18 protein-coding genes are annotated in these 19,289 nt (G+C 56.6%); 5 read left to right on the top strand and 13 right to left on the bottom strand.

The features are described 5' to 3' along the window. The first annotated feature begins 88 nt into the window (after positions 1-88). Entirely contained in the window at positions 89-784 is a 696-nt protein-coding gene (locus tag C7476_RS17740; protein WP_114431211.1) for a DUF1013 domain-containing protein, read from the top strand. Between the two features lie 50 nt (positions 785-834). Here the strand turns inward: C7476_RS17740 and C7476_RS17745 are convergent, their stop codons facing one another. From C7476_RS17745 to C7476_RS17760, 4 genes are all read right to left on the bottom strand, one after another. Next, entirely contained in the window at positions 835-1,545 is a 711-nt protein-coding gene (locus tag C7476_RS17745; RefSeq protein ID WP_114431212.1) for a helix-turn-helix transcriptional regulator, read from the bottom strand. Then, positions 1,532-2,131: a DJ-1/PfpI family protein gene (locus C7476_RS17750; protein ID WP_114431242.1), complete on the bottom strand. Its 600-nt coding sequence runs from the start codon at positions 2,129-2,131 to the stop codon at positions 1,532-1,534. The genes C7476_RS17745 and C7476_RS17750 overlap by 14 nt, the downstream gene beginning before the upstream one ends. 29 nt (positions 2,132-2,160) lie before the next feature. Further along, the gene (locus C7476_RS28215) at positions 2,161-2,460 is read right to left on the bottom strand and encodes a DUF1127 domain-containing protein (RefSeq protein ID WP_181872494.1); all 300 of its coding nucleotides are present in this window, start codon (positions 2,458-2,460) and stop codon (positions 2,161-2,163) included. A gap of 83 nt (positions 2,461-2,543) precedes the next feature. After that, complete coding sequence (locus C7476_RS17760; protein ID WP_114431213.1) at positions 2,544-4,451, bottom strand: propionyl-CoA synthetase; 1,908 nt, start codon at positions 4,449-4,451, stop codon at positions 2,544-2,546. A gap of 122 nt (positions 4,452-4,573) precedes the next feature. On the opposite strand from C7476_RS17760, the gene C7476_RS28220 reads away from it, so the two are divergent. Then, on the top strand, positions 4,574-4,738 hold the full coding sequence (locus C7476_RS28220) for a hypothetical protein (RefSeq protein ID WP_181872491.1): 165 nt from the start codon (positions 4,574-4,576) through the stop codon (positions 4,736-4,738). Here the strand turns inward: C7476_RS28220 and C7476_RS17765 are convergent. The 5 genes from C7476_RS17765 to tkt all read right to left on the bottom strand — a co-directional run bounded on the left by C7476_RS17765 (position 4,735) and on the right by tkt (position 11,347). After that, the gene (locus C7476_RS17765; RefSeq protein WP_114431243.1) at positions 4,735-5,484 is read right to left on the bottom strand and encodes an SGNH/GDSL hydrolase family protein; all 750 of its coding nucleotides are present in this window, start codon (positions 5,482-5,484) and stop codon (positions 4,735-4,737) included. The two genes, C7476_RS28220 and C7476_RS17765, sit on opposite strands and share 4 nt — an antisense overlap. Before the next feature lie 184 nt (positions 5,485-5,668). Next, the gene (locus C7476_RS17770) at positions 5,669-6,694 is read right to left on the bottom strand and encodes a class I fructose-bisphosphate aldolase (protein ID WP_112524596.1); all 1,026 of its coding nucleotides are present in this window, start codon (positions 6,692-6,694) and stop codon (positions 5,669-5,671) included. 174 nt (positions 6,695-6,868) lie between these two features. Beyond that, entirely contained in the window at positions 6,869-8,065 is a 1,197-nt protein-coding gene (locus C7476_RS17775) for a phosphoglycerate kinase (RefSeq protein WP_114431214.1), read from the bottom strand. Positions 8,066-8,295: 230 nt separating this feature from the next. Next, positions 8,296-9,303 carry a type I glyceraldehyde-3-phosphate dehydrogenase gene (gene gap / locus C7476_RS17780; RefSeq protein WP_114431215.1) on the bottom strand — a complete coding sequence of 336 codons (1,008 nt, stop codon included), beginning with the start codon at positions 9,301-9,303 and terminating at the stop codon, positions 8,296-8,298. 58 nt (positions 9,304-9,361) lie between these two features. After that, positions 9,362-11,347: a transketolase gene (tkt, locus tag C7476_RS17785; RefSeq protein ID WP_114431244.1), complete on the bottom strand. Its 1,986-nt coding sequence runs from the start codon at positions 11,345-11,347 to the stop codon at positions 9,362-9,364. Positions 11,348-11,652: 305 nt separating this feature from the next. On the opposite strand from tkt, the gene C7476_RS29605 reads away from it, so the two are divergent. The 3 genes from C7476_RS29605 (at position 11,653) to C7476_RS17800 (ending at position 15,599) form a co-directional block, all read left to right on the top strand. Continuing rightward, on the top strand, positions 11,653-14,694 hold the full coding sequence (locus C7476_RS29605; protein ID WP_483466856.1) for a M10 family metallopeptidase C-terminal domain-containing protein: 3,042 nt from the start codon (positions 11,653-11,655) through the stop codon (positions 14,692-14,694). Positions 14,695-14,944: 250 nt separating this feature from the next. Further along, a complete protein-coding gene (locus C7476_RS17795) occupies positions 14,945-15,217 on the top strand; it encodes a DUF4164 domain-containing protein (RefSeq protein WP_112524605.1) in 273 nt (90 codons plus the stop codon). A gap of 16 nt (positions 15,218-15,233) precedes the next feature. After that, positions 15,234-15,599: a cell division protein ZapA gene (locus C7476_RS17800; RefSeq protein WP_114431216.1), complete on the top strand. Its 366-nt coding sequence runs from the start codon at positions 15,234-15,236 to the stop codon at positions 15,597-15,599. Here the strand turns inward: C7476_RS17800 and C7476_RS17805 are convergent. From C7476_RS17805 to C7476_RS17820, 4 genes are all read right to left on the bottom strand, one after another. Further along, positions 15,596-17,410 (bottom strand): ABC-F family ATP-binding cassette domain-containing protein, encoded by a 1,815-nt coding sequence (locus C7476_RS17805; RefSeq protein ID WP_114431217.1) that lies wholly within the window; start codon positions 17,408-17,410, stop codon positions 15,596-15,598. The genes C7476_RS17800 and C7476_RS17805 overlap by 4 nt on opposite strands. Before the next feature lie 152 nt (positions 17,411-17,562). After that, complete coding sequence (locus tag C7476_RS17810; RefSeq protein ID WP_114431218.1) at positions 17,563-17,880, bottom strand: YMGG-like glycine zipper-containing protein; 318 nt, start codon at positions 17,878-17,880, stop codon at positions 17,563-17,565. 155 nt (positions 17,881-18,035) lie between these two features. Then, positions 18,036-18,329 carry a glycine zipper domain-containing protein gene (locus C7476_RS17815; RefSeq protein ID WP_112524617.1) on the bottom strand — a complete coding sequence of 98 codons (294 nt, stop codon included), beginning with the start codon at positions 18,327-18,329 and terminating at the stop codon, positions 18,036-18,038. A gap of 94 nt (positions 18,330-18,423) precedes the next feature. Then, positions 18,424-19,059 carry a thiamine diphosphokinase gene (locus C7476_RS17820; protein WP_114431219.1) on the bottom strand — a complete coding sequence of 212 codons (636 nt, stop codon included), beginning with the start codon at positions 19,057-19,059 and terminating at the stop codon, positions 18,424-18,426. Positions 19,060-19,289 lie beyond the last annotated feature (230 nt).

Genomic DNA, 19,289 nt, shown 5'->3' on the forward strand with positions numbered 1-19,289 from the left:
TAACGCTATATAGGCGCCGAATTCCCGGAAATTGTGGTTGAACCCACGTCCCGCGCCCCCGGAGCGGACGAACGAGAGGACTATATCTATGGCCACCCAGCTTCTAATGCCAAAGGCAACGGCCGTCTGGCTTGTCGACAATACTGCGCTGTCCTTCGATCAGATCGCTGCATTCTGCAAGCTGCATCCGCTCGAAGTGAAGGCGATTGCCGATGGCGAATCCGCCCAAGGCATCAAGGGCCTTGATCCGTTGATCACTGGCCAGCTGTCGCGCGAGGAAATTGCCAAAGGCGAGGCCGACACCAACTACAAACTGAAAATTCTGGAGCCAAAGGTTCGCGTTCCAGAAACCAAGCGCAAGGGTCCGCGCTACACACCGCTCTCGAAGCGCCAGGATCGCCCGAATGCCATTCTGTGGCTGGTTCGCAACCACCCGGAATTGAAGGACGCGCAGATTTCGCGGCTGATCGGCACGACAAAATCCACCATCGAACAGATACGCAATCGTACGCATTGGAATTCAAATAACCTTCAGCCGATGGATCCGGTCACGCTTGGCCTGTCCTCGCAGATCGACCTCGACATTGAGGTGGAGCGCTCATCCCGCGGTCGGCCGGTACAGCAGCCAGGCGAAGGCGGCGATACGTTGCTCCCCGCATCGGCAACCGAAAACCTCGACATTCAGCCAACGGTCCGCGAAGAGGACCAGGAGCTCGACGCCGACAAGGTATTCGCCAAGCTGTCGTCGCTCAAAGGCCATCAGGAAAACGAAGACGAAGAATAGACTTCACAAAAACAAAACAATTGAAAAAGCCCGGCGGTGCCGGGCTTTTTTCATGACGCACGAGCCTTGGTATCGGGTGTTTCGCTCAACTCTACGCGGCGGTAGAAATCTGCCAGGGTCTTGCCGCGCTCCTGGCGGAAAATCCGGTCGATCTTCTCGACCTTGGCGATCCGGTCAATGCGGAACGTACGAAAATCGTTGCGCAGTTCGCACCAGCTGATCAATGTCCACACTTTGCCCCAGAACCACAAACCAAGCGGCCGGATGTCACGGGCACTCTCGTTACCGTCGAGGTCAGTATAAGTTATCGACAGGATACGGCATTGTTCCGCAGCGTTTTCCGCAAGATCGATGAGTGCCCGGTCGTTGTCACTGATGTTATAACTAGTCGAATGAACATGAGTGTTCGTAATGCGCGGTCGTTCCTCTTTGGGCAGAACGGCGCCGATCTTGATGATGGCTTCTTCCGCAGCGCGGGCCATGGATGCACCGCCCCACGCTGTAATCAGCCGCGCACCGGCGACGAGCGCCACAACTTCATCGCGTGTAAACATCAGTGGCGGCAGATCGAAACCCTCGCGCAGGATGTAGCCGACGCCGGCCTCGCCATCAATCGGCACGCCGGTCGATTGCAGGTCAGCGATGTCACGATAGATTGTGCGCTCGGAAACCTCGAGCTTTTCGGCAAGCTGACGCGCGGTTACCAGGCGCCCGCCGCGCAGCTTCTGTACAATCTGGAAAAGGCGGTCAGCCCTGCGCATTGTCGGTCCTATACTCTCTGGCGATGAATTCGCGCATCTCCGCAACCTGCCCGGCCTTTTCAGGGTAAAGAGCTTCGAGGAAATTGGTCGTGAATGTACCGGGTGCAGATCCTGGAGCGCTGATAATGTGCGCGTCCCGCACCGCATGGGGAACGTCCTGGTAAAGCGAAGATCCCGGGTAGTCGTTGATTTTCGACTGTATCCAGCCGGCGCCATTGCTCGTATGTTTTCGCCCTTCAAAAAGCCCGGCGCGAGCCAAAGCCAAAGTCCCGCCGCAAATGCCGCCAACGATACCGCCGCGTGCCAATGTGGCGCTCAATAAGGGCGCAATGTCAGGAGCATCCTCGCTTGGCCAGGTCTCGGCGCCGATGACTGCAACCGCATCGAGGTCGGCATTTTCCTCAGGCGCGACACCACGATCCGGCACCAGTCTGAGACCGCCAATGGATTTGACCGGACCGGTCGACGGCGACAGCGCTACTGTACGTGCGCCAAACCAGTCGACCGCCGATCCTGAAAGCAATCCGAATTCCCAATCGGCGAATTTATCGACGAAAACGAACCCGATCGTCTTTTTCTGCTCCATATCTTTCGCTCCCATTTTGGCCGATTATCTCAGCATTCTAGTCCGAAATAACCCGATTTGCTGACTTTTCTCGGCCGGCGAGCCTTCGGCCATCCAAGCTGCCATGGAGCGAGGTCGGAGCTGGCACTTTCCGTGCCAGCCTCGTTTTCTTGCATAGAGCCTCGACGTGCGAGGCGTTCGGCGTAAGCATCCGGCCAGCCAATATCCTTCAGGATGTGCTCTGGAAGCGTACTGATATGACGCTCCGTACGCAGTTCTTCACGGTACGCTGTGAAATCCGAAAGCAGACGCCTTACTGTGCGGGTAATGCCAAAATCTACGTAAGTCATATCCCTGTCTCCTTTTGACTACGGAGACACTATCTCACACCCCTCCTGACAACCTGCTGTCAGGAGGATGTCATGAGCGCGGATTAATTTTTGACGCCGATCCCGCGTGCATTGAGCACCAACTTGATCTCATCGAGGATCGCGGGATCATCGATCGTGGCCGGCATATTCCACGGCTCCTGATCGGCGATCTTCTGCATCGTACCCCGTAAAATCTTGCCGGAGCGCGTTTTGGGCAGGCGCTTTGCCGTCAGTGCCGTCTTGAAAGCCGCAATGGGACCGATCTTCTCGCGAATCAACGCGACGCAATCCTGTTCGATCTGGGTCTCGTCCCGCGTTACACCGGATTTGAGCACGATGAAGCCGCAAGGCACCTGCCCTTTCAGATGATCGGCAATGCCGATCACAGCACATTCGGCGACGTCGGGGTGGCTTGAAAGCACCTCTTCCATCGCGCCGGTGGAGAGGCGATGTCCGGCGACATTGATGATGTCGTCGGTGCGGCTCATGATGTAGACATAACCGTCTTCATCGACGATGCCTGCGTCGGCGGTCTTGTAGTATCCGGGAAATTCGGTGGTGTAAGCCTCGCGAAAACGCTGGTCGGCATTCCACAGCGTCGGCAGGCAAGCGGGCGGCAATGGCAGCTTGACGACGATATTACCGAGTTCGCCTCGTTTCACCGGATGTCCCGCATCGTCCAGCACCTGTACATCGTAGCCCGGCATCGGCACTGTCGGCGAACCGTATTTGACCGTTAACATACCAAGCCCAGCCGGATTGGCAGCCATAGGCCAGCCGCTCTCTGTCTGCCACCAATGATCGATGACCGGAACGCCGAGTTTTTCCTCCGCCCATTTGATCGTGTCCGTGTCGGCGCGCTCCCCAGCAAGGAACAGGTATTTCAGTGACGAGATATCATGCTTGCCGATGAACTCGCCTTTAGGGTCTTCCTTCTTGATGGCCCGGAACGCCGTCGGCGCCGTGAATAGCACTCTGACCTTGTGTTCGGAGATGACGCGCCAGAACGTACCCGCATCCGGCGTTCCAACCGGCTTACCCTCATAGACGATGCTCGTCGCACCGATGAACAGTGGCGCATACGCGATATACGAATGGCCCACGGCCCAGCCTATGTCTGAGGCCGCCCAGAACACATCGCCCGGCCTTGTGTCATAGATCGCACCCATCGACCAGGCAAGTGCCACCAGATGCCCCCCATTGTCGCGTACGACGCCCTTGGGCTGGCCAGTCGTACCGGAGGTATAGAGGATATAGAGCGGGTCCGTGGCCTTCAGCGCGGCACATGGCACTTCACGTCCCGCCGCAGCGGCAACCGCCTCCGCATAATCGAAATCGCGTCCCTGGACCATCTCGTGCGGCTGCGGCGGGCGGACGAGGATCAGGCAGGCACTTACCTTATGTGTAGCCTGCTCCATAGCCTTGTCGAGCATCGGCTTGTAGGCGACGACCCGCCCAGGTTCGAGGCCGCACGAGGTCGCGATGATCATCACTGGCCTGGCGTCGTCGATGCGCGTGGCAAGCTCATGCGCTGCAAAGCCACCAAAGACCACCGAATGCACGGCCCCGATGCGAGCACAGGCAAGCATCGCGACAACGGCCTCTGGCACCATGGCCATGTAGATGATGACGCGGTCGCCCTTTTTTACGCCCTTGTCTGTCAGAACTGCTGCCAGCGCATTGATATCGCTCAAAAGCTCCGAATAGGTGATCTTGCGCTGGGTCCCGGTGACCGCGCTGTCGTGGATGAGGGCAAGCTGATCGCCACGCCCCTGCGCTACATGGCGATCAACGGCATTGTAGCAAGTGTTGCACTCAGCACCCGCGTACCAGCGGCCATAGGGTCCGTCATCGGGATCGAACACCTTTTCCCATGGACGTATCCAATCGATCGCCACGGCGGCATGAGCCCAAAATGCCTCCGGGTCGGCCTGCCACTCCTGATAGATTTCATGATATCGCGATGTCATCCGTATCCTCCCGGCTCAGAGCATCCCTAATGTGCCACGCAGAGTCAAAGGTGGAATTGACAATCGCACATTGATCGACCACTGCTCGGCTTACCGATCATCCGCGCAGGTAGAATGCCTTCATGACCAAAATCCTGCCTCTGGTGCTTATCCTGATGATGGCGTTGCACATCATGAAACCATTGGGCTGGCCGGGATTGAAAAAACGCGGTGATTTCTGGAAGATAGCCGCCGGTGCCATTCTCGCGATGTTCGCGCTCGTCCTGCTCGGACATGCAGGCTACTAGCTATCCACTGGATCGCTTTCCATGCCTGGCAGGTTAAGAATATAGGGCACCAGATGTTTCGCCCAGGCATCGTATCCAAGTGCCGAGGCATGGAAACCGTCACTGGAAAAGCCTTCCGGTCCCTCTATCGGCAGACGCGTCGCGGGGATCGCCATGCGCTCGCGGCATAGCCGTTCCCCCAGTCTGTTGATTGCACTCGCCCTTGCTTCAAGGATGCGGCCGAGCAGCGGCGGCATGGCGGGCACATCGCGAAAATCGATGACCTTCGACCAGACGATATGGGCTTCCGGCCACTTCGCCTTGAGTGCGTAGAGCAGCCCGCCAAACTCGCGCTTGAAGCGCGGCAGGGAATGGAAATTCTTGGCGTCGTTGGTGCCGGTCGTCAGCACGATATGGGTCCACATGCCGCGCTCGAGATTGGGCACGACGTGATCGCGCAATTGTCCGGACGTCGCGGAATTGAAGCCCGCAGTGCGCCAGATGATCTTGCGCCCGGTCCGCCCCTGCAGGTGCACCGCAAGCCGCACGCAAAGGCCCTGCCATGCATCGGTTACGCCCACACCGGCGGCGGAGGAATCGCCAATCACGAGCAGCCTGATTGCCGGGTCCTTGCCAGCTATCTCACCTATGGGCAGGTTGCTTGGCGGCAGCATACGCTCTGTTTTCCGCCGCACGCTCGTGCCCTGCCAAGCGTAAACAGGGTAGAGCAGCCAGCTGACCAGCGGATGGAAGGGCGAAGGTTTCATTAGCAGGCAAATACCTCCCTTGCCATTTATGCATTCGCCTGAATGCATAAATGCTACAATAACACATTGGATTTCCACGCATAAATGTTTCCGTTGCAAATTCCGGCCGGCAAATGGTGCGCAAAAAACCCGGGCTGATTGTCCAGCCCGGGCTCCATCAGATACGTTTTTGGATAAAAAACGCTTAAGCTGCTTTCTCGAGGTCTTTTTTCCAACCGCCCATTGCGGCAAGACTGTTCATCTTCGCGCGGTGGGTAAAGGCTCTCTGGCCCGCTGCAACGTTCTCGGGTTTACCATTCCAGGCGCTCAAGGCAGCTGCCTGCAGTGCACGGCCATAAGAGAACGAGAGCTTCCACGGCAGCGTGTAATTGGCATTCATCGCCGAAAGATGCGCAGTGGCTTCCTCGTCGTTCTGGCCACCAGAAAGGAATGTGATGCCCGGAACTGCCGCCGGGACGGTTGATTTCAACAGCCGCACGGTTTGTTCGGCCACCTGCTCGACCGAAGCCTTGCGGGCATTCTTGCCGTCGATGACCATGTTTGGCTTGAGGATCATGCCTTCCAGCACAACGCGCGCATCGTAGAGCTCATCGAAAACCGTCTTCAGAACCCATTCGGTGACTTCATAGCAGCGTTCGATGGAATGCGTCGCAGGCTTGCCATCCATCAGCACTTCCGGCTCGACGATCGGCACGATACCGGCCTCCTGGCACAGCGCGGCATAGCGTGCCAGCGCCTGCGCGTTCTGCTTGACAGCACCCCAGGTCGGGATACCGTCGGCAATACCGATCACGCCGCGCCATTTGGCGAAACGCGCGCCAAGTTTGTAATATTCGCCAAGCCGTTCGCGCAGTCCGTCGAGACCTTCAGTGATCGTCTCATCGGTGAAACCGGCAAGTGGCTTCGCACCCGCATCGACCTTGATGCCGGGAATGCAGCCATCGGCTTGAAGAAGTTTGACGAACGGCGTCCCGTCCTTGGCACTTTGCCGAATGGTCTCGTCGTAAAGAATGACCCCGGAGATGTAATCCTTCATCGCTTCATCTGAACGGAACAGCATTTCGCGATAATCCCGCCGGCTATCGGCGGTCGATTCCAGTCCGATCGTGTCGAACCGCTTCTTGATTGTTCCTGTACTTTCATCAGCAGCAAGCAGACCCTTGCCGTCGGCAACCATTGCAATCGCGATATCTTCCAGGCGTTCGCTCATCAGTTATATCACTCCATTTTCCCACATTGTGGGCCATAGCAGAAGCAAATGACAAACGGAACTATACACCAACTTATTGAAACGATTGAAATTTTTTCAACCGATTTAGAGAGATAACATTTTCTGTTGTTCATTAACCGTAGCGGGCTACTGATCCTCGATAGGGATAAATATCTAGCGCTTCGTCAGAGCATCCACACCAGGCAGAGGTTTGCCCTCCATCCATTCAAGAAATGCTCCTCCTGCGGTCGAAACATAACTGAAATCGTCTGCAACGCCTGCATGATTGAGCGCGGCGACGGTATCACCGCCGCCTGCAACTGACACGAGGTGGCCCGCCTTCGTCCGCTCGGCCACATGCCGCGCAGCGGCAACCGTGGCACGATCGAATGGATGCAATTCGAAGGCGCCGAGTGGCCCATTCCACACCAGTGTGGAAGCATCGTCGATGGCAGCCTTGATACGCTCGATCGATTGCGGGCCGACATCGAGAATCATGCCGTCATCTGGAATGGCATCAAGACCGTAAGCATGGAACGGTGCGTTAGCCTCAAAATGCCAGGCAACGATGGCATCGACGGGCAGAATGATGGTGCAATTGGCGGCATTCGCCTTGGCCATGATTTCCCGCGCTGTCCCGGCAAGATCGTGCTCGCAGAGGGATTTCCCCACATTCACGCCCTGCGCGGCGAGAAACGTGTTGGCCATGCCGCCACCTATAACCAGCGCATCGACCTTCTGAACGAGGTTGCCGAGAAGGTCGAGCTTGGAAGATACCTTGGCGCCGCCGACAATGGCAACGACCGGGCGTTTTGGGTTGCCCAAGCCCTTCTCCAGCGCCTGAAGTTCTGCCTCCATCGTGCGTCCCGCATAGGCTGGGAGTGCGCGCGCAAGCCCCTCGGTTGAGGCATGGGCACGGTGAGCAGCCGAAAATGCGTCGTTCACATAGATGTCGCCAAGCGCGGCCAAAGCTTCCACATAAGCCTGATCGTTCTTTTCCTCGCCCTTGTGGAAGCGGGTGTTTTCCAGGAGCAGAATGTCGCCATTTTTCAGTCCGGCAACCGCTTCCGCAGCCTTGTCGCCAACGCTGTCTTCGGCAAATTGAACGCTGTGACCAATGACCTTCGACACCGCCTGCGCTATTGGCTTCAGCGAGAATTCCGGCGTCGGACCATCCTTCGGGCGGCCGAAATGGGCCAATAGGATGACTTTCGCGCCCTTTTTCGACAGTTCCAGAATGGTCGGCGCAACCCGCTCAATGCGGGTAGCATCGGTTACTTCGCCATTTGCTACGGGGACATTCAGATCAACGCGCACAAGCACGCGTTTTCCAGAGGCATTGGCATCGTCTAGCGTCTTGAAAACAGTCATCGTCCTACCCTCATTTGAAATGGTGCATATCGGCAGCAAGCCAGATGGACAATAGTTCTATCAACCCGCTACCGAAATTGGATCTCGAGGAGACCTTGTGAGAAATTCAGCCTGATAGGTCAGCTGGTGCGGTTTGCGAGAACCGGAGCGCAGTGGACATTTAGGTCCATGAGCACCGGAAGCGCAGAAAATCGCACCAGATGGCCATCAGGATGGATTTATCGAAGGTCTCAGATGACCTTGCCGAAAGCCACAGCCGTATCAGCCATCCGGTTCGAGAAGCCCCACTCGTTGTCGTACCAGGACAGAACGCGCACGAATGTGCCCTCCAGAACCTTGGTCTGGCTAAGGTGGAACACAGAAGAATGCGGGTCGTGATTGAAGTCGATCGAAACATTCGGCTCGTCTGTATAGCCAAGGATACCCTTGAGCTTACCGTTGGCAGCCGACTTGACGGCATCGTTGATCTCGGCAACCGTCGTCGGCTTCTTGGCGACGAACTTGAAATCCACAACCGAAACATTCGGGGTCGGAACGCGGATTGAAGTACCGTCCAGCTTGCCATTGAGTTCCGGAAGAACGAGGCCCACAGCCTTGGCCGCACCGGTCGAGGTCGGGATCATCGACAGCGCTGCGGCACGGCCGCGATAGAGGTCCTTGTGCATCGTATCGAGCGTTGGCTGGTCGCCGGTGTAGCTGTGGATCGTGGTCATGAATCCATGATCGATGCCGACGGCTTCGTTGAGAACGTAGGCGACCGGCGCAAGGCAATTCGTGGTGCAGGACGCATTCGAAATGACCATATGGTCTCTCGTCAGTTTGTGATCGTTGACGCCGAAGACGACGGTCAGGTCGGCACCATCGGCAGGCGCCGAAACGATGACCCGCTTTGCACCGGCTTCAAGATGAGCAGCGGCCTTGTCACGCGCAGTGAAGATACCGGTGCACTCCAGCGCGATATCGACGTTGAGTTCTTTCCATGGCAATTCGACAGGGTTGCGGACGGCAGTGACCTTGATCGGTCCGCGGCCCACGTCGATCGTGTCGCCATCAACTGTCACGGTTCCGGGGAAACGGCCGTGAACGCTGTCATAGCGCATCAAATGGGCATTGGTCTCGACCGGGCCGAGATCATTGATCGCAACGACCTCAATGTCGGTGCGGCCGGATTCCACAATGGCGCGAAGAACGTTGCGGCCGATGCGGCCAAATCCGTTGATTGCAACGCGAACTGTCATTTGTATGTCTCCCTGGGTTTTTGGGGCCCTTGAATGGATTATGCAGGAATGGTCTGGATTATTTCAACTTCGCTTCCGCCGCTGCGACGATATGATCCGCGGTGATACCGAAGTGCTCGTACAGTGCTTCGATCGGGCCGCTGGCACCAAAGCCGGTCATCCCGACAAAGATGCCATCGATACCGATGAACCTGTCCCAGCCCATGCGGATGGCAGCTTCAACCGCAATCTTCACCGGCGCGTCACCGAGGATGACGCGTTTGTACTCGTCGCTCGTCTGTTCAAAAAGTTCGAAGCAGGGAACGGAGACGACACGCGTCGGATGGCCGTCTTCTTCCAGTTTCGTGCGGGCATTGAGAGCAATCTCAACTTCCGAACCTGTCGCAAAGATGGTCACTTCGGCCTTGCCGCTCGCCGCTGCGAGCTCATAGGCACCATAGGCGCACATATTCTCCGCAATATATTCGGTCCGTACCGTCGGAAGGTTCTGGCGGGTCAAAGCGATTGTCGAGGGCGTCTTGCGCGACTTGAGTGCCAATTCCCAGCATTCCGCTGTTTCAACGACGTCGGCCGGACGGAAAACGTAATTGTTGGGGATGGCACGCAGAGCGGCAAGATGTTCGACCGGCTGATGTGTCGGCCCGTCTTCACCAAGACCAATTGAATCATGTGTCATCACGTAGACAACGCGAATACCCATCAGGCTTGAAAGCCGCATGGCGCCGCGCGCGTAGTCGGAGAACGTCAGGAACGTCCCCGAATAGGGAATGAGGCCGCCGTGCAGCGAGATACCGTTCATCGCTGCAGCCATCCCATGCTCGCGAATGCCATAATGCACATAGCGCTGACCGTAGTCTTCAGGGGTGATGTTGCTGGTCTGGCTGGTCTTGGTATTGTTGGAGCCTGTCAGATCTGCGGAACCGCCAATCGTTTCCGGCACAATCCCGTTGATCACTTCGAGCGCCATCTCGGAAGCCTTGCGGGTCGCAACCTTGGGCTTGTCTTCGGAAAGTTTCCTTTTGTAGGCCGAGATAGTTGCTTCGAAATTATCCGGCAAATCACCACGCAAACGGCGGTCCCACTCGGAACGGATAGTCGAATCGGCTTTGGCCAAGCGCTCTTCCCAGGCCTTGTGTTCCCCATTGGAACGCTGACCTGCGGCACGCCAGTCATCAAGAATATCAGCAGGGACAACGAAAGGCTCCGCCGTCCAGCCCAGCGCCTTGCGCGCGCCGGCGAGCTCTTCGGCGCCGAGCGGCGACCCATGAACCTTGTTGGTACCAGCCTTCGTCGGCGCACCAAAACCGATTGTCGTCTTGCACGCGATGAATGTCGGCTTATCGGACTTGTGAGCCTTCTCGATTGCAGCGGCAATGGCATCCTGATCGTGCCCGTCGACGCTTATGGAATTCCAGCCCGAAGCTTCGACGCGAGCACATTGATCGGTGTTGTCGGCGAGGGTAACCGGACCGTCGATCGAAATATTGTTGTGGTCCCAGAAAACGATCAACTTGTTCAGCTTGAGATGACCGGCAAGCGCGATCGCCTCCTGGCTGATGCCTTCCATCAAACAGCCATCGCCAACGATGACGTAGGTATGGTGGTCGACCAGGTCATTGCCGAAATGCGCGTTCATGATGCGTTCGGAAAGCGCCATGCCTACGGAGTTGGCAAGGCCCTGACCGAGAGGACCTGTCGTGGTTTCGATACCGGCGGCATGGCCATATTCCGGATGACCCGCCGTGCGCGATCCGAGCTGACGGAAGTTCTCGATCTGCTCGATGGTGATGTCTTCGTAGCCCGTCAGGTACAGAAGCGAATAGAGCAGCATCGAGCCATGGCCGGCCGAAAGCACGAAACGATCGCGGTCGGGCCAATGCGGCGCCTTCGGATCGAATTTGAGGAAGCGGGTGAAAAGCACGGTCGCAATATCGGCTGCGCCCATGGGAAGACCTGGATGGCCGGAATTGGCTTTTTCCACCGCGTCCGCCGAAAGGAAGCGGATTGCATTGGCCATTTGGTTGGATTTCTCAGAATTGGTCATGTTCACCGTCTTTCGAAGAGGAAAGGAGATGCCGTCTCTGGATGCCGAAAAGTCAATATCCAAAAGGCACGCGACAAATAGCAGGTGTCTTCAGGGAGTCAATAAAACGCACTTCGATTCAAGGCCGTCATCGTCAGGAAAGCAGCCCTAAACCCCCGCTGTCCGGCAGTGCATATCTTATACAGGGAGGTCTTGTCTTTCCTATTTCGCGGCTGTTATACATCGAAACATAGAAATTGATTTTTTTCGAAACAATACCAATACGTTACACTGTAACATAATTTGAGCAGCAAGGAATTTGAAGCATGTGCATACTTTGTCAGGCCACCGGTCAGAATTTTCACGCGTTCGATGCAGATAATCCACCCAGTGCGGAGACGGAACTGCCGCCGCCATCACTTACCCTCGACGACAGTTTTGCCGACAGGTCGAATATCGATCAGAAGCCGGAGAATCTTTTCGACAAGAGCACCGACTATGAAGCTTTCATGACGCGGCTGACAAGCCTACGTAGCGGGCGGAGCATTACCAATGCAAGCGCAGCGCGTACGATCAGGATAGATCTCGAGGAACTTAACGATCATCCGGATTACAAGGAAGCGGCCAGGCAGGCCCTGCTGCAATGGTCCGCTGTAACACCGCTGCAGTTTAATTTTGTTACCACCCGCGGATTTATTAGTGTTATTAGCCCAGAAATCGGCGAAACGGCAGACGGCACCGCCGATTCCAACGGCGGGCTAGTCCGCGTGGGTCAGAGGTTCCATGATACCGAACCGAACAAGACCGACGTCGGTGGCTATGTCTTTAACGCATTCATCCATGAATTCGGCCATGAATTCGGCCTCCAGCATCCAGGGTTTTATAACTATAAGGGGCCAGGCACGCCCGAAAAACCCCTGGTGCAAATTAACTTCCTCAACGACGCAGAATACGTCTTTGATCAGCAGCGTTACAGCGTCATGTCCTATTTCAATGGCATCGATGTTGGCGAAACGACGCGCTGGACCGCCACGACTCCTCTAGCGGAGGATATCGAGGGCGTCATTCGCAATTACTTTTCGACGGTCGCCATAGATGGTGCGAGAACCTACAAAAAGATTGACCTCAATATTGGCGACAATGTCTATGGTTTCGGCAGTACTGCGGTCGGCTACACGCTGAAAGCCGAGGGAATGCTGCACGATATCGGTTTTGCCATCCATGACACCGGCGGTTATGACAAGATTGATTTTTCGGGATCGACCGCAGGCACCGTATTGGATTTGCGGGCTGGCAGGTGGTCCAACGTCAACGGTCACAGATATAATGTGTTTATCTATGCCGGACACAATGCGGATCAAACGCAATACTACATCGAGAAGGGTGTCGGCAGCGCTTTCTCTGATATCATTGTCGGCAATGCCGGCGCCAATCTGTTGATTGGCGGTGCAGGCCAGGACTATATCGATGGCGGTGAAGGCATCGATACTGCCGACTATAGCGCCAGCAAGCAAGGTGTGAATATCGATCTTGGAAATCATACGGCTGGCGGCGGCGATGCGGAGGGTATGAGTGAAACCGGTCCAAAGGGCGACATTCTGGTCTCGATCGAAAATCTGGTCGGCACTGCCTTTGATGACCGCATTTTCGGCGATTCAGGGGTGAACCGATTGTTCGGCGGCGCGGGTGATGACACGCTATATGGCGGCGGCGGGCAGGACTATATCCATGGCGGAGAAGGCATCGACACGCTCGATTATTCCAGCAGTTTGCAAAGCGTAAGTGTCAATCTGCTTCCTGACACAGGTGGTATGGAGACAATCGTCTCGATTGAAAACCTTATTGGCACTGCTTTTGACGACCGCCTCTCCGGTGATTCCGGTGCCAACCGGATACTCGGCGGCGCCGGCAATGACACATTGTTTGGCGGCGGCGGGCAGGACTATATCGACGGCGGCGACGGCATCGACACGCTCGATTATACCAGCAGTCTCAAAAGCATAAGTGTAAATCTGTATCTTGGCACGGGTGAAGAGACAATTGTATCGGTCGAGAGATTCCTGGGCTCACACTTCAACGACATCATGACTGGTGATGCCGGGGCCAACACACTGAGCGGTCAGGGTGGCGATGACCAGATAGATGGCGATGCTGGAGACGACCAGCTCGATGGCGGCGATGGCAATGACACCCTGGATGGTGGAGATGGTGCAGACGAGATTCACGGCGGCGATGGTAATGACACCATAATCGGCGGTCTCGATCTTCTGGCCAGCCGCGACAGAAACAATTTTCACCCTAAAGCTACGGGTCCAGAAAGCCAGGATGGCAATGACACGCTCTATGGTGAAGGTGGCAATGACATTATCGAAGGCGGGGCGGGTGACGATATCCTCGACGGCGGTGCCGGCGACGATATTCTGCGCGGTATGGCCGGAAAAGATACATTCTGGGGCGGCGATGGAAGCGATACCGTTGATTTCAGCCATGAAAGCCCGTTTCAGTTGCTGGTCAATCTCCAACTGAATATTGCCAGTGGCGGAACAGCCTCCGGTGACAAATTCTACAGCATCGAAAACCTGATCGGCTCGGACGACCGCATCGACCGCTTTATTGGCAATAATGCCAATAATCACTTCCGGGGCCTCGGCGGCGGCGACAACTTCAATGGCGGCGGCGGTGATGATATCCTCGATGGCGGCCGCGATAGTGATGTTCTCCACGGCGATGCAGGCAATGACCGGCTGATCGGCGGTGCCGGAGCGGACTATCTGGATGGCGGTGACGGTGTCGACACAGCAGATTATTCGGGCAGCGGGGAGGGTGTAACCATCGACATGGCCCTCAACATGGCGAAAGGTGGAGATGCCCAAGGCCTGGCGGTGACGGACGGGACGAGATATGAAACGCTGAAGTCGATCGAGAACCTGATCGGCTCGGCATACGCAGATACGCTGACCGGCAATGCCGGCGTCAACGCCCTGTCTGGTCAAGCAGACGATGACACGCTGAACGGCGGCTTTGGTAACGACACGCTGACCGGCGGTGCCGGGAAGGATATTTTCCGTTTCGATACTGCTCTTAATACCCTGTCCAATATCGACACAATCACCGATTTCGAGACAGGATACGACAAGTTCCAGCTGGATCACACGGTCTTTGCGGCACTTGGTGCGCTGGGAACACTTGTGGCCACGGCTTTCCATATCGGTGATGCAGCGACGTCTGCCAGCGAGCGCGTGATCTATAACGCATCGACAGGCTCACTGTCCTACGATGCCGATGGCTCGTCGAACGGGAGCGCCGTTCAGTTCGCCTCGCTCGGCAAGGATCTTGTCCTGACGAACGCGCATTTCCAGATCGTATAAAACGGCAAAAACACAACGGCACGGTCGGCTGCCCAATGGCAACCGGCCCATTTTAGGAACAGCTTGGGCCGGTTTCAGCGGCAAACCCAAGTGATTTTTGACGCGTCCCTGCGCGTTATCGGTGCATGACTGGACCATGACGGCGCGGATTGATTGACGTGGCGTTGATGTAACCCTTAGACTCTCCAAGATAAGCTGTTCTTCTTTTTGCGATTCGTTTAAAAAGATTGACACATGGGGAAGCGTTGAAATGGCATCGGAAGCCACCCTCAAACAGGTTCTTGATAGACTGGCAAAAGCTTTGGCCTCCCTTGAGGATGCGGTCGACGCACGTCTGGAGCACGAAGGCGATTTCGCCGAGGCCGAAGAAGAAGTGCAGCGCATGAACATGGACCGGCGCAAGCTGGCACAGGAACTCGATGCGTCGGAAGGACGGGCCGAGCGCCTGGAGGCGGCAAACAAGGAAGTTTCGCGCCGTCTCGTGGCTGCGATGGAATCCATCCGCACTGTCCTCGATCGCTAAAAAATGGGAAGAACACATGGCCACGGTAACAGTTACGATCGACGGCAAAGCCTACAGAATGGCCTGCGACGAGGGCCAGGAACAACACCTGACGGGCCTTGCCGAGCGCTTTGACCGCTACGTCACACATCTCAAATCGTCTTTTGGCGAAATTGGAGATCTGCGCCTGACTGTCATGGCCGGCATCATGGTCATGGACGAGCTCAGCGAATTGCAGATGCGGGTAAAAGGTCTCGAAAACGAGGCGGAAGCGCTACGCAAGAGCCGCGACGAGGCCCTGGCCAAGGCTGACAATAATGACGCTGCGATAACCGGCGTGCTGTCCGAAGTCACGACCCGTATCGAGACACTTGCAACCAAGCTCGCGCCAAAAGCGAATTAGCCTTCGATTTCTTCCCGCAGCATTTCGAGCTCCAGCCATTCGTGCTCGTAAGTTTCAAGGCTGTGGCGCTTTTTTCCGATTTCATCGACAGTCTTGTTGAACAGCGCCGCATCCTTGGCAAAGAGTTGCGGATCCGCCAGCTTTTTCTCCAGCGTTGCAATCTCCACGTGCAGCTCTTCAATCCTTCCCGGTAGAGTTTCCAGCGCGAACTTCTGCTTGTAGGAAAGCTTGCGCTTCTCTTCCCGCTGTACCGGTAGCGCCTTTTCCACCGACCCAGCGGCGGGCTTTGCAGCTTTCAATTCCTTGCGCGTCGCCAACGCAGCTTCCTTGCGCTGTGCCAGCATGTCCGTATAGCCACCGGCATATTCGAGCCAGCGACCATTGCCTTCCGGAGCGATTACCGACGTTACCGTCCGGTCGAGGAAATCGCGATCATGGCTGACAAGGAGGACGGTACCCGCGAAGCCGGCTACCAGTTCCTGCAACAGATCAAGCGTTTCCATGTCGAGATCGTTGGTCGGCTCATCGAGCACCAGAAGATTGGCCGGGCGGGCAAGTACGCGCGCCAGCATGAGCCGTGCTCTTTCGCCGCCGGAAAGCTCGCGAATGGGCGTGCGCAGTTGCTCTGGTTGGAACAGGAAGTCCTTCATATAGGATGCGACGTGGCGTTGCTCGCCATTGACGATGACATTCTCGCCGCGCCCGTCGGTCAGGTAGTCCGACAGCGTCTGCTCAAGATTGAGACTGTCGCGCTTCTGGTCGAGGATGGCGATCTCAAGATTGGTGCCGAGCTTGACGAAGCCGCTATCCGGCGCGAGCACCCCGGTCAACATGGATAGCAGTGTCGTTTTGCCTGCGCCGTTGGGGCCGACGAAGCCCACACAATTTCCACGCTGTATTCGCGTTGAAAAATCATTGACCAGCACCCGGTCGCCATAGGCCTTGACGAGATGTTCCGCCTCTATGACGAGCTTGCCGGACTCTCGTGCGTCGCTGGCTTTCAGTACGGCCTTGCCTTGCGCACCGCGATGATTGCGGAATTCGCTGCGCATGGATTGCAGATCACCAAGCCGCCGCATATTGCGCTTGCGCCGGGCCGTCACGCCATAGCGCAGCCAATGCTCTTCCCGCACGATCTGTCGCCCGAGCTTATGCAAGTCGCGCTCTTCTTCCTCCAGCACCTTGTCGCGCCATTCCTCGAAAGCGCCGAAGCCCTGCTCGAGCCGCTTGGTCACGCCGCGGTCCAGCCAGATGGTTGAACGGCTGACGTTTTCCAGAAAGCGCCTGTCGTGGGAAATGACCACGATCGCGGAACGTATCTGGCGCAACTCGTCCTCCAGCCATTCGATGGTTGTAAGATCCAGATGGTTGGTTGGCTCATCGAGCAATAGAATGTCGGGTTGCGGCGCCAGAACCTTGGCCAAGGCGGCACGGCGTGTTTCGCCACCGGAAAGATTGTCCGGCGCTTCCTCGCCAGTCAGACCAAGATGTTCGAGCAGATAGCTGACGCGGTAGAGATCGTCAGCCGGCCCAAGGCCCGCTTCGACATAGGCGCGTACGGTGGCAAAGCCTTCCATATCGGGAGCCTGCGCCAGATAGCGTACCGTCACGCCCGGATGCTTGAACACTTCGCCATCGGTCGGCGCGATAAATCCGGCGGCAATTTTCAGCAGCGTCGATTTACCCGATCCATTGCGGCCGACCAGCGCAATGCGATCGTTTTCGCTGACGGAAATGGCAGCGTCGCTCAAGAGCGGCGTGCCACCAAAAGTCAGCGCTATCTGGTCAAGACGGAGAAGAGGGGGAGCCATACAAGTTTACAGTTCTGGAAATGAAGCCACGATCGAAGATTGCCGTGCTTGTCGGCGAGATTGTTGCCGCTGTCAAATGTCATAAAGCAAAACAGGCCGGAATTTCCGGCCTGCTGTACCTACACAAAAGCTCTAAATCGATTCGGTTACGATTAGTAACCACCGCCGCCATTGCCTTCGCAAGGAGCCTCGTAAATGGATCCGTCACGCCGCTGGTAACGGCAATAGTTGCCGCTTTGTCCTCTCGGGGTCGTTGCTGTTCCGATGGCTGCACCAAGCAGTGCGCCGCCTGCTGCACCAACGACGGTGCTCTTCGTATCATGTCCAAGCGCCTGGCCAGCCAGCGCACCAACGCCGCCGCCGATCAAAGCGCCCGTCCCGGCACGTTGATTTTGCTCACTCGTCGCGCAACCGGCTACAGACAAAGCCAGAAGTGCAGAAACCGCAATTGCAGTTAAACGAATTGTCATCTTAAAATCCTCTCACATCGAAACAATACGAGCCAGACTCTGCGTAGATAATACGGCAGAAGAAAGATCACTGGGAGTTGGTTGAAGATTGGTAGCCTCGGAACAAAACGGGCCGGAAATTTCCGGCCCGTTTATTTTCTAGCTTAAATGCAACATTAATAGCGGCGGCACGGCGCGCGATAGCGTTCGCCATAGCGATTTTCGTAAGTGCAGTAGCGGCGGCCATCATTATTGTTGGTTGCGGCGCCGACCAAGGCACCACCAGCACCACCGATCGCCGCACCTGCGAGTGCGCCACGGCCTGAACCTGTGATTGCACCACCGGCAAGCGCACCCAGTGCGGCACCGCCAACGCCATAACCGGCGACGCGCTGATCACTGGTCGTGCAACCAGCAACCGACAGCGCCAAAAGCCCTGCGACCGCAATCGTGGATAAACTTTTCAACATGGAAGACCTCTCCGTTTTAAAAACCAAACTCATCAGCTTGCGTCCCCAATGCTGGCTGTCGACAATTACACTTTCCGCTTTTGTTTTACAAGCGTTAGGCGATTTGCGGCGCAGCAATCAGGATCGCTTTACCCGAATGAAGTGATACGTGGAGATTCCCACGCACGGCATTCGACAATGTAAGCGATGAACCGAAAAAAAGTTCCACATTTTCAAGCGGCCAGCGCGCGCCATGGATAAAAAGCCCGCTCAATGGCGAAAATGCAACAATGCTGAAAAGGGTCCCATTTACAAAATCGAAGTCATAGGAGCCTGCAACCAGAGGATGTGCCTCTTCGTATCCGCTGGAGAGAACGAGCTTTCGTCCTTCGGCTGCATACCGCGTCGCCATCGTCAAATGCAGCAGTGCGTGATCGGTACGCTCGCCGCCGAAAGCCCCGCAGAGGATAACTTCAGTGGCACCCAGTCGGTAGGCTTCGCTCAGAGCGAGTTCGCCGTCGGTCATATCCTTTTCGGACGGAAATTCCATCCGCGGAACCGCCGCATACTGTGCTTCGAGCTCCGGCGAGGCCGAATCGAAATCGCCGAGCCAAAGTTCCGGTTCGAGCCCTAGCGACGCTGCATGGGCGATTCCTCCATCGGCAGCGAGCACCCGCGCGCCCGCGACAAGACGCAGGAGACGATCGGTAACACGGACGGCTCCGCCAAGAAGGATAACGAACTTGCTCATGGATCGCCCATAGCATGCGTGAGGACAGCAGGATAGATCCGCCTGTGCGCCGTCTGGATGGCACAGCAGCAATGCCATCCGGCAAAACACCACCCTTCAAGGCACCCCGATCAACCTCCGAACAAAAATAATCGTGGCCACTTATCCACGCTCCCCGAACCTGAGCTATCCTATGCCCGTCCTTTCCATGGGGAGCTGCTTCCGGAGCCGTTCGAAAGTGGGGAAGGACG

It is taken from the genome of Phyllobacterium bourgognense (genome assembly GCF_003337575.1).
Taxonomy (GTDB): Bacteria; Pseudomonadota; Alphaproteobacteria; order Rhizobiales; family Rhizobiaceae; genus Phyllobacterium; species Phyllobacterium bourgognense.

Coding starts and splice junctions, on each gene's coding strand:
- C7476_RS17740 (WP_114431211.1), top strand. CDS start 89: ATGGCCACCCAGCTTCTAATGCCAAAGGCAACGGCCGTCTGGCTTGTC.
- C7476_RS17745 (WP_114431212.1), bottom strand. CDS start 1,545: ATGCGCAGGGCTGACCGCCTTTTCCAGATTGTACAGAAGCTGCGCGGC.
- C7476_RS17750 (WP_114431242.1), bottom strand. CDS start 2,131: ATGGAGCAGAAAAAGACGATCGGGTTCGTTTTCGTCGATAAATTCGCC.
- C7476_RS28215 (WP_181872494.1), bottom strand. CDS start 2,460: ATGACTTACGTAGATTTTGGCATTACCCGCACAGTAAGGCGTCTGCTT.
- C7476_RS17760 (WP_114431213.1), bottom strand. CDS start 4,451: ATGACATCGCGATATCATGAAATCTATCAGGAGTGGCAGGCCGACCCG.
- C7476_RS28220 (WP_181872491.1), top strand. CDS start 4,574: ATGACCAAAATCCTGCCTCTGGTGCTTATCCTGATGATGGCGTTGCAC.
- C7476_RS17765 (WP_114431243.1), bottom strand. CDS start 5,484: ATGAAACCTTCGCCCTTCCATCCGCTGGTCAGCTGGCTGCTCTACCCT.
- C7476_RS17770 (WP_112524596.1), bottom strand. CDS start 6,694: ATGAGCGAACGCCTGGAAGATATCGCGATTGCAATGGTTGCCGACGGC.
- C7476_RS17775 (WP_114431214.1), bottom strand. CDS start 8,065: ATGACTGTTTTCAAGACGCTAGACGATGCCAATGCCTCTGGAAAACGC.
- gap (WP_114431215.1), bottom strand. CDS start 9,303: ATGACAGTTCGCGTTGCAATCAACGGATTTGGCCGCATCGGCCGCAAC.
- tkt (WP_114431244.1), bottom strand. CDS start 11,347: ATGACCAATTCTGAGAAATCCAACCAAATGGCCAATGCAATCCGCTTC.
- C7476_RS29605 (WP_483466856.1), top strand. CDS start 11,653: ATGTGCATACTTTGTCAGGCCACCGGTCAGAATTTTCACGCGTTCGAT.
- C7476_RS17795 (WP_112524605.1), top strand. CDS start 14,945: ATGGCATCGGAAGCCACCCTCAAACAGGTTCTTGATAGACTGGCAAAA.
- C7476_RS17800 (WP_114431216.1), top strand. CDS start 15,234: ATGGCCACGGTAACAGTTACGATCGACGGCAAAGCCTACAGAATGGCC.
- C7476_RS17805 (WP_114431217.1), bottom strand. CDS start 17,410: ATGGCTCCCCCTCTTCTCCGTCTTGACCAGATAGCGCTGACTTTTGGT.
- C7476_RS17810 (WP_114431218.1), bottom strand. CDS start 17,880: ATGACAATTCGTTTAACTGCAATTGCGGTTTCTGCACTTCTGGCTTTG.
- C7476_RS17815 (WP_112524617.1), bottom strand. CDS start 18,329: ATGTTGAAAAGTTTATCCACGATTGCGGTCGCAGGGCTTTTGGCGCTG.
- C7476_RS17820 (WP_114431219.1), bottom strand. CDS start 19,059: ATGAGCAAGTTCGTTATCCTTCTTGGCGGAGCCGTCCGTGTTACCGAT.